This window comes from Mesorhizobium sp. LjRoot246 (assembly GCF_964254115.1).
Classification (GTDB): Bacteria; Pseudomonadota; Alphaproteobacteria; order Rhizobiales; family Rhizobiaceae; genus Mesorhizobium.
The window spans coordinates 222,152-236,445 of the sequence record NZ_CAXUSN020000001.1 but is presented as its reverse complement, the minus strand read 5'-3'; the positions used below and the strand labels follow the sequence as shown (position 1 = coordinate 236,445).

Annotated in this window: 14 protein-coding genes; 1 reads left to right on the top strand and 13 read right to left on the bottom strand. The window is 63.5% G+C overall.

Features of this window, described 5'->3' with window-relative positions; translation table 11 throughout:
* Positions 1–233 precede the first annotated feature (233 nt).
* On the bottom strand, positions 234–2,141 hold the full coding sequence (locus tag ACSQ3L_RS01090) for a propionyl-CoA synthetase (RefSeq protein WP_436158256.1): 1,908 nt from the start codon (positions 2,139–2,141) through the stop codon (positions 234–236).
* Positions 2,142–2,286: 145 nt separating this feature from the next.
* Here ACSQ3L_RS01090 and ACSQ3L_RS01085 point away from each other — a divergent pair, with 145 nt between their 5' ends.
* On the top strand, positions 2,287–3,135 hold the full coding sequence (locus ACSQ3L_RS01085; RefSeq protein ID WP_436163354.1) for a DUF2259 domain-containing protein: 849 nt from the start codon (positions 2,287–2,289) through the stop codon (positions 3,133–3,135).
* Positions 3,136–3,536: 401 nt separating this feature from the next.
* Here ACSQ3L_RS01085 and dhaK read toward each other — a convergent pair whose 3' ends face one another.
* The 12 genes from dhaK to ACSQ3L_RS01025 all read right to left on the bottom strand — a co-directional run bounded on the left by dhaK (position 3,537) and on the right by ACSQ3L_RS01025 (position 14,289).
* Complete coding sequence (dhaK, locus tag ACSQ3L_RS01080; protein WP_436158255.1) at positions 3,537–4,523, bottom strand: dihydroxyacetone kinase subunit DhaK; 987 nt, start codon at positions 4,521–4,523, stop codon at positions 3,537–3,539.
* Positions 4,524–4,616: 93 nt separating this feature from the next.
* A complete protein-coding gene (locus ACSQ3L_RS01075) occupies positions 4,617–5,039 on the bottom strand; it encodes a hypothetical protein (RefSeq protein ID WP_436158254.1) in 423 nt (140 codons plus the stop codon).
* Positions 5,040–5,050: 11 nt separating this feature from the next.
* Positions 5,051–6,637: a phosphoenolpyruvate--protein phosphotransferase gene (gene ptsP, locus ACSQ3L_RS01070; RefSeq protein WP_436158253.1), complete on the bottom strand. Its 1,587-nt coding sequence runs from the start codon at positions 6,635–6,637 to the stop codon at positions 5,051–5,053.
* Positions 6,621–6,923: an HPr family phosphocarrier protein gene (locus ACSQ3L_RS01065; RefSeq protein ID WP_436158252.1), complete on the bottom strand. Its 303-nt coding sequence runs from the start codon at positions 6,921–6,923 to the stop codon at positions 6,621–6,623. The genes ptsP and ACSQ3L_RS01065 overlap by 17 nt, the downstream gene beginning before the upstream one ends.
* 22 nt (positions 6,924–6,945) lie before the next feature.
* Positions 6,946–7,335 (bottom strand): dihydroxyacetone kinase phosphoryl donor subunit DhaM, encoded by a 390-nt coding sequence (dhaM, locus tag ACSQ3L_RS01060; protein WP_436158251.1) that lies wholly within the window; start codon positions 7,333–7,335, stop codon positions 6,946–6,948.
* Entirely contained in the window at positions 7,332–7,934 is a 603-nt protein-coding gene (dhaL, locus tag ACSQ3L_RS01055) for a dihydroxyacetone kinase subunit DhaL (RefSeq protein ID WP_436158250.1), read from the bottom strand. Before dhaL ends, dhaM begins: the two co-directional genes overlap by 4 nt.
* Before the next feature lie 72 nt (positions 7,935–8,006).
* Positions 8,007–9,650, bottom strand: coding sequence for a dihydroxyacetone kinase subunit DhaK (locus tag ACSQ3L_RS01050; RefSeq protein WP_436158249.1), 1,644 nt, complete (start codon positions 9,648–9,650; stop codon positions 8,007–8,009).
* 73 nt (positions 9,651–9,723) lie between these two features.
* Entirely contained in the window at positions 9,724–10,737 is a 1,014-nt protein-coding gene (locus tag ACSQ3L_RS01045; protein ID WP_436158248.1) for an ABC transporter ATP-binding protein, read from the bottom strand.
* On the bottom strand, positions 10,730–11,842 hold the full coding sequence (locus ACSQ3L_RS01040) for an ABC transporter ATP-binding protein (RefSeq protein WP_436158247.1): 1,113 nt from the start codon (positions 11,840–11,842) through the stop codon (positions 10,730–10,732). Before ACSQ3L_RS01040 ends, ACSQ3L_RS01045 begins: the two co-directional genes overlap by 8 nt.
* A gap of 2 nt (positions 11,843–11,844) precedes the next feature.
* Positions 11,845–12,048 (bottom strand): hypothetical protein, encoded by a 204-nt coding sequence (locus tag ACSQ3L_RS01035; RefSeq protein WP_436158246.1) that lies wholly within the window; start codon positions 12,046–12,048, stop codon positions 11,845–11,847.
* A gap of 346 nt (positions 12,049–12,394) precedes the next feature.
* Entirely contained in the window at positions 12,395–13,345 is a 951-nt protein-coding gene (locus ACSQ3L_RS01030) for a carbohydrate ABC transporter permease (protein ID WP_352551118.1), read from the bottom strand.
* Positions 13,342–14,289, bottom strand: a complete 948-nt coding sequence (locus tag ACSQ3L_RS01025; protein WP_436158245.1) for a carbohydrate ABC transporter permease — start codon at positions 14,287–14,289, stop codon at positions 13,342–13,344. Before ACSQ3L_RS01025 ends, ACSQ3L_RS01030 begins: the two co-directional genes overlap by 4 nt.
* Positions 14,290–14,294 lie beyond the last annotated feature (5 nt).

Here is a 14,294-nt window from a genome sequence, read left to right as displayed (position 1 = left end):
AAGCACTGTAAGGAGGATTGCTGCGTTGCACAATAAAAGATTGACTGCCACTCGACAAACATGCCGGCGCGAGACATGCACAACCAGGTGAGTAAGAAAACTCAGGCAAGCGGTAGTCAGGCGGAAGCATTGCTTCGATGAAAGATCGACCCCACTCCGTCGAGCTTCGCTCGACACCTCTCCCTCGATCGACGAGGGAGAGGAAAGGCGCTGCCATACGCGATTGGCCGCCGCTAAACCCCGATTCCACGCTCCGTCAGCGCCACGGTGATCTCGTCGAGGATCACCGGATCGTCGATCGTCGCCGGCATGATCCATTCTTCCTTGTCGGCGATCTTCTGCATGGTGCCGCGCAAGATCTTGCCCGACCGTGTCTTGGGCAGGCGCTTGATCGTCACCACCGTCTTGAAAGCTGCGACCGGGCCGATGCGTTCGCGCACCAGGCCGACCACTTCGCTCTCGATCAAGCCGGCGTCGCGCGTCACACCTGCGTTCAGCACCACGAAGCCAAGCGGAACCTGGCCCTTCATGGCGTCGGCAATGCCGATGACCGCGCATTCGGCGACATCGGGATGGGCCGAGAGCACCTCCTCCATGGCACCGGTCGACAGCCGGTGGCCGGCCACATTGATGATGTCGTCGGTGCGGGCCATGACATAGAGATAGCCGTCCTCATCGACCATGCCGGCATCCGCCGTCTTGTAGAAGCCGGGAAACTCATCGAGATAGGCTTGGCGGAACCGCGCGTCGGCATTCCACAGCGTCGGCAGGCAGCCGGCCGGCAGCGGCAGCTTGACCACCACATTGCCCAGCGTGCCGCGCTTCACCTCATGGCCACCATCGTCGAGCACGCGGATGTCGTAACCGGGCATCGGCACGCCCGGCGAGCCGTATTTCACCGGCAGCAGGCCAAGGCCGGCAGGATTGATCGTCATCGGCGAGCCGGTCTCGGTCTGCCACCAATGGTCGACCACCGGCACATTGAGCTTCTGCTCCGCCCATTTGATGGTTTCCGGGTCGGCGCGCTCGCCGGCAAGGAACAGCGTGCGGAATTTCGAGAGGTCGTGTTTCGCGATGAACTCGCCCTTCGGGTCCTGCCCCTTGATGGCGCGGAACGCGGTCGGCGCGGTGAACAGCGCTACGACGCCATGCTCCGATATCACCCGCCAGTAGGTGCCGGCATCGGGCGTGCCGACAGGCTTGCCCTCGAACAGGATGCTGGTGCAGCCATGCAGCAGCGGCCCGTAGACGATATAGGAATGGCCGACCACCCAGCCGACATCCGATGCCGCCCAGAACACCTCGCCCGGCTTGACGCCGAACTCGTTTTCCATCGTCCATTTCAGCGCGACCATGTGGCCGCCATTGTCGCGCACGATGCCCTTGGGCTGGCCGGTCGTGCCGGATGTGTAGATGATGTAGAGCGGGTCGGTGGCAAGCACCGGCACGCAATCGACATTGGCGCCGGCCGCCCGTTCGCGGGCAACAGCATCGGCGTAGTCGATGTCGAAATGCTCCTTCAGTTCGCAGCGCAATTGGTCGCGCTGCAGGATCAGGCAGGCGTCCGGCTTATGGCGGGAGATCTCGATCGCCTTGTCGAGCAGCGGCTTGTAGGCGACGACGCGGCCCGGCTCCAGGCCGCAGGACGCGGAAATGATCAACTTCGGCTTGGCATCGTCGATGCGGGTGGCAAGCTCATGCGAGGCAAAACCGCCGAAGACCACCGAATGCACGGCGCCGATACGGGCGCAGGCCAGCATGGCGATGGCCGCCTCGGCTACCATCGGCATGTAGATGATGACGCGGTCGCCCTTGCCGATGCCGCGGTTCTTCAGCACCGAGGTCAGCGCGACGACCTCGCGCTTCAACTCGGCATAGGTGAATTTTTTCACAGTTCCGGCAATCGCGCTGTCATGGATCAGCGCGATCTGATCGGCGCGGCCGCCGGCGACGTGGCGATCGATGGCATTGTAGCAGGTGTTGCAGGTGGCGCCCGTGAACCAGCGGCCATAGACGCCGGCATTGGCGTCGAACACCTTGTCCCAGGGCGAATACCAGTCGATGGCGCCGGCCGCATCCGCCCAGAATTGTTCCGGGTCGCGTTTCCAGCCCTCATAGACCTCATGATAGCGTGAAGTCATCCGTACCCTCCCCAGGAACGATTTTCTTCCTTCCAGATAGCGCGCTCTACCCTTGGCCGCAAATGCGCGCCATTGTGCTGATCACATCGACCTGGCGCCTTGGGGGCCAGCAGTTATGAAATTGCGATACGGGATTGGGGTGGTGATGTTTGCTGCTGGGCGGATCATCGGGCGCTTTGTGCTCCCATCGGTTGTGGGCGCGGCGCTTGCGATCTCCACAGGAATCGCCCAGGCCGGCGATGCCGCGGCACGGCGTATCATCGGCTTTTCGCCCGATGGAGCCTATTTCGCCTTCGAGCAATATGGAACGCTCGACGCCGGCGCCTCGGATTCCGGCTGGTCGCAGATCGACATCATCGACACTCGCACCGATGAATTTGTCGGCGGCAAGCCGATTCTCGTCGTCGACGCAACGGAGGAAGCGACACTGACGCTGGAGCAGGCGAGGGCGCAGGCCGGCGTCAGGGCGGCGCCCATTCTTGCCAGATATGCCATCGCATCACTGGGCGAGCAGACAGCCTCCGACAAGTTCACCTTTCCGGGTGAAATGGTTGCCTACAACGACATTTCCCGCCTCGAGCAAGTGTCGCAGAAATGGCTATCTCCGCTCTATGACGAAACGGGCATTTCGACCATCCAGCTCGACCAGATCCTGGCAGCCAGCACGGGCGATTGTTCGGCGAGTTTCGATGCGACGCAGCAAGGCGACCAGGCACTTCAAAGTGAGAAGACACTTCAAGGTGAGAAGGCCGGCAAGGCGCTCGGCTTCCGCCTGACGCTGCAAGGGCAGGACGGCAAGCCGTTCAAGATATTGCACGAGGACAAGACCGTGCCGGGCTCGAGAAACTGCCCGACCTCCTACAGCCTGTCGGAATCCTACGAATACACCCCGGCCGGCAAACCGGCGGTAATCGTCGTGCTGGTGCAGCGTTTCAGCCAAGGTTTTGAGGGGCGCGACCGGCGCTTCCTTGCCGTCACCGGGCAGCCGCGCTGACTGGGTCACGCCAGGCGCCCTGACAGCCTGCATCGGTTCGATCTGCAGCTTGTTTAGATCGGCAGGGCCACAAGCATGAGGCCAATGCCGCCAGCGATCAAAATAGCCGTCGCCAGCGCTTTTCTGTGACGTTCGAAGCTCGTCGGAGCCCGCTCCCAATTGTAACGCATACGCTATCTCCCCAACTCCCAGGCGGGTTTTTACCTTACTTAGGGGAAGAAATGCAATGTCTCCAGCCGGCTGCTCCGCTGCTTGTCACGTCGTGATGACGACTATTTCTGGGACGATTCCGGCCGGGAACAGGCAACCGAACCGTTTTTCGAGCCTGTCGGAGCGCAGCGTCGTGCGGGACGGCGCGCGGTTCCTCAAGGGATGGCAGCATCAACGTGGTGGAATCCAGGTTACATACCCCAGCGCAGCGCTGCCGTGCGCACCGGCGCATCCCAGAATGCGGTCGTCTCGTCGTCGAGCATGGTCAGCGTGATCGAGCAGCCGGCCATGTCGAGCGAGGTGACATAGGAGCCGACCAGTGAACGGGTCACCGTCACGCCGTGCTTCTCGAAGATCGCCCGCGCGCTGTTGTACATCAGATAGAGTTCCATCAGCGGCGTGCCGCCGAAGCCGTTGACGAACAGCAGCGCCGGGCCGTTCGCCCTGTCGCCGAGATCGCCCAGGATCGCGGCGCAAATCTCCTGCGCAATCGCATCGGCGCTTTTCAGCGTGTCGCGCCGGCGGCCGGGCTCGCCATGGATGCCGACGCCGAACTCCATCTCGCCATCGCCGATGTCGAAAGTCGGCTTGCCCGCCGCCGGCACGGTGCAACTGGTCAGCGCCACGCCCATCGAGCGGGTAGCAGCGTTGACCCGGTCGCCCAGCGCCTTCAGCGGCGCCAGCGCCAGGCCATGTTCGGCAGCGGCGCCGACGATCTTCTCCACCACCAGCGTGCCGGCGACGCCGCGCCGGCCCGTCGTATAGGAGGAATTCTCGACGGCGACGTCGTCATTGGTCACGATCTGCAGGATGCCTTCCGACATTTCGGCCGCCATCTCGAAGTTCATGACGTCGCCTTCATAGTTCTTGACGATGAACAGGCAACCGGCGCCGGTGTCGACGGCCTCCGCTGCCGCCAGCATCTGGTCCGGCGTCGGCGAGGTGAACACCTGGCCGGGGCAGGCGGCGTCGAGCATGCCGTGCCCGACAAAGCCGCCATGCAGTGGCTCATGGCCGGAACCGCCGCCGGAGATCAACGCCACTTTGCCCGGCCGCAAGGCCTTGCGGCGGATGAATTTGTGCTCTTCGCCAAGCACGAGGATGTCGGCATGGGCGGCGACGAAGCCGTCGAGGCTTTCGGTCAGCACCGTGTCCACCGAATTGATAAATTTCTTCACGGCCGTCTCCTTCCGAAATAGGCCTTCCAAAGCAATTCCAGGAAAAGTGTGTCGCGGTTTTCCGTCCGGAATTGCGTAAAACAAAGAGTTCGATCAGCCACCCTTGCCGGTGATGCTGGTGATCTTCTGGATAAAATCGTTCACCGCTCTGTCGAGCGCGGCGTTCTGCTTGTCGTCGCCGAAATCCGGCACGACAAGCGAGACATGGCGCGTCTTGCGCATGCCTGCCGCGACAGTCATTTTTCCGGGATGCGCCTGATGGTAGGCGGCGAGAAACTGATCGCGCTCGGCCGGACTGAAATGGCAGACCGAAAATATAGCCGGCAAATGTTTTGACGGAATCGGGATCGAATAGACTGGGCTCGAAATCTGCGTGACGAAGCTGCGGTGCTTGCCAAGCGCGTCGGCGAGGCGCTGGCGCATGCCGGACGGGCGCTGGTCGATGACGTGCGACAGGATCGTCTTGTAGGCGCGGATCGCCTCTTCGGAACCAGGTTCGGGTGTCTTCTCGACCATGCCAGCCGCGCCTAGACAGAAACGTCCGCGATGGCCGCCTTGGCCATGGCGAGTTGCGCCGGAGCGACGGAAAGATCGCGCAGGCCAGCCTTGAGCAGCGCCGGGATCGAGGCTGGATCGCCGCCGGCATCGCCGCACAGGCTGACCGGGGTTCTTTCACGTTCGCCAAACGCGGTCACGGCAGCGATCAGCCGCAGCACGACCGGATGACGGACCGAATTGAGATGGGCCACGGCGGCGTTGTCGCGGGCCGCCGCCATGACATATTGGGTGAGGTCGTTGGAGCCGATCGAGAAGAAGGCGGCCTCGGCAAAGGCTTCCGGTGCGATCGCCACTGACGGAACTTCGACCATGATGCCGAGCGGCGGCATCTTGTGCGCGATGCCGCGCGTAGCAAGCGTCGCCTGTTCCTCGGCGAACATCGCCGCTGCCTGCCTGTACTCCTCGACAACGGCGATCATCGGAAACATCACTTTCAGGCTGCCGTGGACGGCGGCGCGCAGCAGCGCCCGGATCTGTACACGAAACACCTCCGGTCTTGCCAGTGACAGCCTGATTCCGCGCAGGCCGAGGAACGGATTGCTCTCCTCGACCGTGAAGCCTGGCACCGGCTTGTCGCCGCCGGCATCGACGGTGCGGATCGTTACCGGTTTCTCGCCGGCCCATTCCAGCACTTTGCGGTAAGCACGATACTGCGTCTCCTCATCCGGCAATGTCTTGCCGAACAGGAATTCGGTGCGCATCAGCCCGACGCCGTCGCAGGTCGCGATGTCGATGCCGTCGACCTCGGACGGATCGGCGATGTTGACCTGCACTCGCACCGCCGTGCCGGCCTTGGTGACCGCCGGCCGCGCGAGGAAAGATCCGGCCCGCTTGCGGCGCGCCGAGAACGATGCTGAGGATTGCCTAAAAGCAGCGATTTCGGTCTTGGACGGCGACAGCACGATGCCGCCATGTTCGGCGTCGATCAGGGCGATGCCGGCAAGATGAGCCGGCAAAGCACCCAGGCCGACGACCATGGGTACGCCGCGCGACCGCGCCAGCATGGCGACATGGCTGGCAGTGCTGCCCGCCTTCAACGCGATGCCGCCGCCACAACTCCAGTCGGTTTCGAGAAAACGCGTCGGTGCGATGTCCTGGCCGTAGAGGATGGCGCCGGCCGGTGCTTGGACGTCGCCATCCTCGGTCAGCGCCCGCAGCACCTGGTCCCTAATGTCTCGGATGTCGGCGGCCCGCGCGCGAAAGTAATCCTGGTCGGAAGCATCATAGCCGGCGATTTCGGCGTCGAGCGCCTGCCGCCAGGCCTTGTCAGCCGGCAGGCCGGCGCGGATCGCGGCAAAGGCCGGGCTGCTTAGCGCATCGTCCCCCAGCATGGCGATCTGGAACTCGAGAATGTCGGCGGCGTCACCGTCGGCCGTCTCGAACAATGCAGAGAGACGGCCCGCCGCAATGGCGATTGCGGTATCGAGCGCGGCCTTTTCGTCGGCGACACTTGCCTTACCGACATAGGATGCGGCAATCCGGTCGAGATCGAACAACGGCCCTTCGGCATAACCGGCCGAGGCCGAAATGCCTTGCAACCTAAGCGGTCCGGACATGGTCCGCGCCTTCGTCGAAATCGCGCCGTACCAGTTCGACCAGCGCGTCGACGGCATCATTGGCGCCGTCGCCGCTGGCCCTGATGTGCAGCACGGTACCTTTCGGCGCCTTGGCCGCCATTACCTTGACGATGCTCTTGGCGTCGAACCATGGCCCGTTGGCGGCAAGCGCGATTTCCACCTCGGCGGCAAAGCTCTTGGCCAGCTTGGTGAACTTCACCGAAGGACGCGCGTGCAGGCCCACATCGTGGGTGATCACAACGGTCGCTTCGGCGAATGCGGACATGTCTTTCAAGCTTCCCGTTCGTTCACGACGGCGACAATTCATGCGCCGTCGCCACCACTTCCCTAAGCGTAGCGCCGCCGGAGGCTTCGGTCGCCGCCATCACCGCGCCTTCGACGATCGGCGCGTTGCAGACGATGATCTTTTGCGACCGCGGCTCGCCGATCATCTCCACCGCCATTTCCGAATTGGTCTCGGCGCCGCCGAGATCGACCAGGATGGCGACACCGGCTTCCGACCAGGCCTTTTCGATGGCGCCCATGATCGCCTCGACATTGGTGCCGAGCCCGCCATGGCCGTTTCCGCCGCACCATGCAAGTGGCACTTCATCGCCCACCATCTGGCGCACCATGTCGGCTGTGCCCTCGGCGACCAGCGGCGAATGCGAGACGATGACAATGCCGACATTGCTCATGCACTTTCCCCGACGGTTTGCGCCACAGTCCGCACCAGCAGGGCGGTCGAGCGCGCGCCGGCATCCATATGGCCGATCGATCGGTCGCCAAGGAACGAGGCGCGGCCGCGCAGGGCCTTCATAGGCACGGTCGCTTCGGCGGCCGCGTCGGCGGCATCGGCTACTTCCGCCCCGGTCTTTCCCTCGGTCAATGCGTCATGCACCGGCTGCAGCACGTCGAGCATGGTTTTTTGGCCGACCTGCGATTTGCCGCGTGCGGCCACGGCTTCGATGGCCTTGCCGAAGGCCGCCGTCAGATTGGCGCGATCGGGCTCCGCCGAAATCTCCTTGCCGAGCGCCATGAACAGGGTGCCGAACAGCGGACCGGAGGCGCCACCAACCGTCATCACCAGCTTGGTGCCGATCGCCTTCAGGGCCTCGGGCAGCGGCTTGGCAGCAAACGCCTCGGCCTCACTACGCACGGCCTCAAAACCGCGCTTCATGTTCAGTCCATGGTCGCCATCGCCGATCGCCTGGTCGAGCGCGGTCAATTCCTCGGCGTGCGCGGCAATCGTATCCGCAGCGGCCGCGATCAGCCTGGCAAGGTTCAACGCTGCCATGTCACCCGCATTCCCGGTTTCCATGTCGCCCGCAGTATCGAAAGAACGGTCATTCGACAACTCAGGCATGCGTCAGGCCGCTTCGTGCAGTGCGACTGCGGCCGCGAAGACCTCGGCCACCGCATAGGCACCGGGGTCGACCACGCCTTGCAGCTTGCTGCCGACATAGGCCGACCGTCCGGCCTTTGCCTTGTCCATGGCGGACGTGGCCTCGGCACCACGTAGGGCCGCGATAGCCGCTTCGTCCAGGCCCTTGGCATCGAGCGCCTTGAGCGCCGGCTCCAGGGCATCGACCATGGTGCGATCCCCCATCCCGGCACCGCCGTAAAAAGTCATTCGTTCGAGGCCGGCAAGCAGCGCCTTGGCCAGGCTCGCGCCGCCGTCCAGAGCCTGCGCCGCGGCCGTGAAGAAGATCGACAGCAGCACACCGCTGGAGCCGCCCATTGACGCGCTCAGAATGTCGCCTATCGCGCCAAGGGCCGCTGAGGACTCGGCAAGCGGCAGCGTGTCAAGCCTCTCCAGCACACTGCGCGCGCCGGTCGCCACCGTCGAGCCGGTGTCGCCGTCGCCCGCCTTGGCATCCAGTCCGTTCAAAGTGGCTTCGAGCGCGATCAGCCTTTCGCAGACCGTGACGACAAGACGCCTGGTACGAGCATCCTGACTGGGTTTGCGTGCCGCGCTCTGTCCTGCCGCTTTCGCCATAGGAACGACGGCAGGCGGCACAACGGGCTTTGCCGGCATCCACGCATGCGGCCCGACCGGCGCCAGCAATGCGGTTTCGCGCGCTGCGTCGAGCCGGACCAGCGACAGCGAGAAGCCATTCATGTTGAGCGCCGTCATCAGCGGTCCGGGGCCGATCGTCAGCTTGATCGTCTTGGCGAGCGGCGACGCCAGCACCGCGTTGGCGATAACGGACATTTCGAGCGGCGGCACCGAGCCGAGATTGTTGATCAGCAAGGCGTGGCTGGCTGCCGGATCGAGCTGTCCGGAGAGGCGCTCCGCCATGATCGCGACCAGCCGGTCGGCGCTTTGCACGGCAATCCGCTCGACGCCCGGCTCGCCATGAATGCCGAGGCCGAGTTCACCGTCATTTTCGCCAAACCTGTCCTCATGCGGCTGGCCGGGGATCGAGCAGGACGACAGCGACATGCCGAGCGAAACAATATCCTTCGCCGCCGCGCGAGCGGCTGCCGCAACGGCTGCCAGATCATGGCCGGTCTCCGACAAATGGCCTGCGATCTTGTGCACGAACAGCGTGCCGGCAACGCCGCGCGGCTGGTTGATATCAGGCAAAGCGATATCGTCGGCGACGATCACCATCTCGACGCGGAAACCCTCGGCGCGCGCCTTCTCAGCTGCCAGGCCGAAATTGAGACGGTCGCCTGTGTAGTTCTTGACGATCAGCAGACAGCCGGCCGGACCGGTGACGGCCCGGATGGCCGCCAGCACGGCCTCGACGCTTGGCGAGGCAAAGATCTCGCCCGAAACCGCCGCTGTCAGCATGCCCTTGCCGACGAAGCCGGCATGCGAAGGCTCGTGCCCGGCGCCGCCGCCGGAAACGACGCTGACTTTCGTCTTGTCCCAGTCGGCGCGCAGGATGACCTTGATCTCGGGATAGCCGTCGAGGCGCGCGAGATCGCCTGATCCAACGGTCCGCAACAGGCCGTCCAGCGCCTCGGTGACGATCGTTTCCCTGCGATTGAAAAAGTGCTTCATCGAATTCGTCCCGTACTCGCAATCGTCAATCAATAGCCGGCGTTGAACCCTGTGATGGAAACGCCGTCACCCGTTACATCAGCCTTTGTCCATCGGCGCCGAAATAGAGCGGCGACCGGTAGCGGATCATCACCCTGTCGCCCTGCGCCAGATCCGTGTCGGGATCGGTCAGTGTCACCAGTTTCTTGGTCCCCACCGTCACATGCAAATGGTTCTGGTCGCCAAGATGCTCGACCCAGTCGACGACGCCGTCGGCATGGCCGTTCGCTGCTTTCGCGATCGTCAGATGCTCGGTGCGTGCGCCGATGGTCTTGGTCCCGGTCGGCGCGCCGCCATCGGGCAGCAGCCCGGTCGGCAGAAGATTGATCGCCGGCTGGCCGAGCCTTGCCGCGACATGCAGGTTTGCCGGCTCCGAATAGATCGTCCGTGGCGAGCCGATCTGCACCAGCACGCCGTCGGCAAGGATGCCGATGCGGTCGGCCATCGTCATCGCCTCGATCTGATCGTGGGTGACATAAAGCATGGTGGCGCCAAGCTCGGTCTGGATGCGCTTCAGCTCGAGCCTGAGATCCGCCCGCAGCTTGGCGTCGAGCGACGACAGCGGCTCGTCCATCAGATAGATCGAAGGCTTGCGCACCAGCGCGCGGCCGATGGCAACGCGCTGCATTTCGCCGCCCGAAAGCTTGGTCGAGCGGTTGGCGAGCTTGTGATGGATGCGCACCATCCTGGCCACCTCCTCGACCCGGCGGCGGATCTGGTCTTCCGGCATTTTCCGCGCCGGCGAGCGCAGCGGGAAGGCGAGATTGTCGAACACCGACAGATGCGGGTAGAGCGAATATTGCTGGAAGACGAAGGCCGTGTCGCGTTCGGCGGGCGACAGCGTCGTGGCATTGTGACCGCCGATTTCGATCGTGCCGGAATCCGGTCGCTCCAGCCCGGCGATGAGCCGCAGCGTCGTCGTCTTGCCGGCTCCCGTCGGCCCGAGCAGCACGACGAATTCGCTATCTGATATATGCAGGTCGAGGCCGTTGACGGCGACATGGTCGCTGAAACTCTTGGTCACGTTCTTGATGTGCACGTCAGCCATGCTGGGTCCTCCGCTCGGAGGCGACATCGTGGATCGCGGTTCTCACCGCGCGGCCGGATCCTTTCTCGAACAGCGACAGGCGCGCGCTGCTCAGCGTCAGCCCGACATGGTCGCCGGTGGAGAGCCGGATTTCGGCCGGCACGCGTGCCTTGATGATGCCGTCCGCCGTCTGCACAGCGACGATCTGGGTGGTGCCGAGATATTCGGTGCCGTAGACGGCGCCGCGCAGCTTCGAATTGTCATCGAAGCGGATGTGTTCCGGGCGGATGCCCAGCGCCATGTCGGCCGGCGCGATGTCCTCGCGCACTTCCGGCACCGCCACTTTCGCGCCTTGCACGACGATCTCCCTGGCGCCCTTGGCGAGACCGCCGCCAAAGCCCAAAAAATTCATCGGCGGCGAGCCGATGAAGTCGGCGACGAACATGGTCGCCGGGCGGTCGTAGATTTCGCGTGGGCTACCGAACTGTTCGATGACGCCATGGTTCATCACGGCGATCTTGTCGGCCATCGACATCGCTTCCATCTGGTCGTGCGTGACATAGACCGTCGTGGCGTGGATGCGGTTGTGCAGTTCGCGCAGCTCATGGACCATCAAATCGCGGAATTCCGTGTCGAGCGTGCCGAGCGGCTCATCCATCAGGAAGCATTTGGGCCGCCGCACGATGGCGCGGCCGAGCGCCACCCGCTGGCGGTCGCCACCGGCAAGGCCGGAGACGGATTTGTTGAGCAGATGGTCGATGCGCAGAAGCTTTGCCGTTTCCTCGACGCGCGTGCGGATTTCGGCCGACGGCATGCCTTGCGCCAACAGCGGAAAGCCGATGTTCTTGCGCACATTCATGTGCGGATAGAGCGCGAAGAGCTGGAAGACGAAGGCGATGTCGCGCTCGCGTGCCCGCAGCATGGTGACATCGTCGCCCCCAAGCAGGATCTGGCCTCCGGTCGGCAACTCAAGCCCGGCGATCATGCGCAAGGTCGTCGTCTTGCCGCAGCCCGACGGCCCGAGCATGACGAAGAACTCGCCATCCTCGACGACGAAGTTGGAATCCTGCACGGCGACGAAATCGCCGAAGGCCTTTCTCAGGTGCTGGACGCGGATTTCGGCCATGATTATTCCGGGAACTTCGAGACGATGATGAACATCACGGTGCCGGCGAGCATGGTGATGAAGGAATAGGTGTAGAGCGACAGCGCGAAGGGCTGGAACAGCATCAGGAAGCCGATCGCGATCAGTGCCGTCGCGATGTTTTCCATCAACCCGCGCCTGGCCCAGACCGGCCATGATGATTTCTTGGAGACGGCTGGGCGCGTCATGGGTAGCTCCCTTCCTTCTCCCTGTTCACGGGGAGAGATGGTTGCCAGGTGGTTCCCCCACTCCGCCGCTGCTTCGCAGCGCCACCTCTCCCCCCTCCGGAGGGAGAGGTGGGGAGTCTGGCTGAATTAAGTTCGCGCCCTTCCTCTACCCCGTCGATCGGGGGAGAGGTGTCGAGCGAAGCTCGACGGAGTGGGGGTCGACCCGGCGCGGCGCGAGACGATGCATGCGCCTGCTTGCCATGCACGCTATCGCTAAACGCTAAGCGTTCGCAAATGTGTCGATCCCGTAGCCGTGAACGAGGAGAAGGGAAACGGTGGCATCGTCGGTTTCTTATTCCCACATCAATCATTTGCGCACCGCGCCGAAGGTGATGCCGCGCAGCAACTGCTTGCGAAGCAGGATGGTGAAGACCAGGATCGGCACCAGGAAGATCGTCGTTCCGGCCGCGACCGCCGGCCAGTCCTGGCCGCCTTCGCCGATGATGGTCGGGATGAAGGGCGGCGCGGTCTGCGCCGTGCCGGAGGTCAGGAGTGCCGCGAACGCATATTCGTTCCAGGCGAAGATCAGGCAAAAAATCGCGGTCGCGGCAATGCCTGTGGTCGCCTGCGGCAGCACGGTGCGCCAGAAGGCTTGCAGCCGCGTATAGCCGTCAATCATCGCTGCTTCTTCATATTCACGCGGGATCTCGTCGATGAAGCCTTTCAGCAGCCACACCGCCAGCGACACATTGACCGCCGTGTAGAGCAGGATCATGCCGAGCGCCGTGTCCGACAGGCCAAGCTCGCGGTACATCAGGTAGATCGGAATGGCGACGGCGATCGGCGGCATGAAGCGCGTCGACAGGATGAAGAACAAAAGGTCGTCGGCGAGCGGCACCTTGAAGCGCGAGAAGCCGTAGGCCGACAGCGTGCCGAGGAAGACCGCGCAGAAGGTCGAACCGAAGGCGATGATCAGCGAATTAACGAAGCGCGGCAGGAAGTTGGATGGACCGGCAATCACCATGTTGCGCTTGCGCGTGGTCTCGTCGCAGAAGCCCGTCGCCGGTCCCAGCGAGTTGATGTATTCCGGCGTCTGTCGCGTCCGCGTCGTGAACAGATTGCAGTAGCCTTCGAGACTGGGCTGGAACAGGATCTTGGGCGGATAGGCGATCGAGTCCGGCGGCGTCTTGAAGCTGGTGGCGAAGATCCACAGCAGCGGCACGATCGAGATCAGCGCATAGGCAATGATGATCGCGCCGGCGATGCGCTTCGAGTTGCTGCTCGGTGCTACGACCGAATGGGCTGTGGTCAGGCTCATCTCTGCTTCACCTTGTTGAGCGCCTTGACGTAGATGTTGGCGAGGCCGAACACCGCGACGAACAGGATGATGGCGAAGGCCGAGGAATAGCCGGTGCGCCAGCTCTCAAAAGCCTGCCGTTTCAGCGTGATCGAGGCGACCTCGGTGGTCGAGCCCGGCCCGCCGCCGGTCAACAGATTGACCATGTCGAACATCTTGAAGTTCTCGATGCCGCGAAACAGCACCGCCAGCATGATGAAGGGCAGCGCCATCGGCAGCGTGATCGACCAGAACTGCCGCCAGGTGGAGGCGCGGTCGACCTCGGCCGCCTCATAGATGTATTCGGGGATCGAGCGTAAGCCCGCGAGGCAGATCAGCATCACGTAGGGCGTCCACATCCAGGTATCGACGATGATGATCGACCATGGCGCCAGCGACACGTTGGAGAGCATCTGGATATCCGTTGGCGGGATCCGGGTGACGAAGGAGATGGCATAGGCGAACAGGCCGATCTGTGGCTCGTAGAGGAAGCGCCAGAAATTGCCGACCACCGCCGGCGACAGCATCATCGGCACCAGGATCAGCGTCGTCCAGAAGGCATGGCCGCGGAACTTGCGGTCGATCAGCCAGGCCAGCGTGAAGCCGATCAGCGTCTGCAAAAGGATGGTCCAGAACACGAAATGCGCCGTGGTTTGCATGGCGATCCAGATATCCTTGTCGCCAAGGATGCGCTGGTAGTTGGCGAGCCCGAGATTCTTCACCACCTCGTTCGGCCGGTTGGCGCGGTAGTTGGTGAACGACAGATAGATCGCCCAGAACAGCGGGAAGATGTTGATGGCCAACAGCAACAGGATCGTCGGCGAGATGAACAGCCAGGCGAGGCCCTTGTCGCTGATGCCCCGGACCTTGCGGGCCAACGGTTCCGGGGTCGCCCGGGCAACGTTCTCCGCGGTCCGATTGAGCATGGTGA

Bases quoted from the DNA above. Each gene is read 5' to 3' on its own strand.
- dhaL (WP_436158250.1), bottom strand. From the start codon at position 7,934: ATGGCAGCGTTGAACCTTGCCAGGCTGATCGCGGCCGCTGCGGATACG.
- ptsP (WP_436158253.1), bottom strand. From the start codon at position 6,637: ATGTCCGGACCGCTTAGGTTGCAAGGCATTTCGGCCTCGGCCGGTTAT.
- ACSQ3L_RS01050 (WP_436158249.1), bottom strand. From the start codon at position 9,650: ATGAAGCACTTTTTCAATCGCAGGGAAACGATCGTCACCGAGGCGCTG.
- ACSQ3L_RS01090 (WP_436158256.1), bottom strand. From the start codon at position 2,141: ATGACTTCACGCTATCATGAGGTCTATGAGGGCTGGAAACGCGACCCG.
- ACSQ3L_RS01085 (WP_436163354.1), top strand. From the start codon at position 2,287: ATGTTTGCTGCTGGGCGGATCATCGGGCGCTTTGTGCTCCCATCGGTT.
- ACSQ3L_RS01045 (WP_436158248.1), bottom strand. From the start codon at position 10,737: ATGGCTGACGTGCACATCAAGAACGTGACCAAGAGTTTCAGCGACCAT.
- ACSQ3L_RS01040 (WP_436158247.1), bottom strand. From the start codon at position 11,842: ATGGCCGAAATCCGCGTCCAGCACCTGAGAAAGGCCTTCGGCGATTTC.
- ACSQ3L_RS01065 (WP_436158252.1), bottom strand. From the start codon at position 6,923: ATGTCCGCATTCGCCGAAGCGACCGTTGTGATCACCCACGATGTGGGC.
- dhaM (WP_436158251.1), bottom strand. From the start codon at position 7,335: ATGAGCAATGTCGGCATTGTCATCGTCTCGCATTCGCCGCTGGTCGCC.
- ACSQ3L_RS01035 (WP_436158246.1), bottom strand. From the start codon at position 12,048: ATGACGCGCCCAGCCGTCTCCAAGAAATCATCATGGCCGGTCTGGGCC.
- ACSQ3L_RS01025 (WP_436158245.1), bottom strand. From the start codon at position 14,289: ATGCTCAATCGGACCGCGGAGAACGTTGCCCGGGCGACCCCGGAACCG.
- ACSQ3L_RS01030 (WP_352551118.1), bottom strand. From the start codon at position 13,345: ATGAGCCTGACCACAGCCCATTCGGTCGTAGCACCGAGCAGCAACTCG.
- ACSQ3L_RS01075 (WP_436158254.1), bottom strand. From the start codon at position 5,039: ATGGTCGAGAAGACACCCGAACCTGGTTCCGAAGAGGCGATCCGCGCC.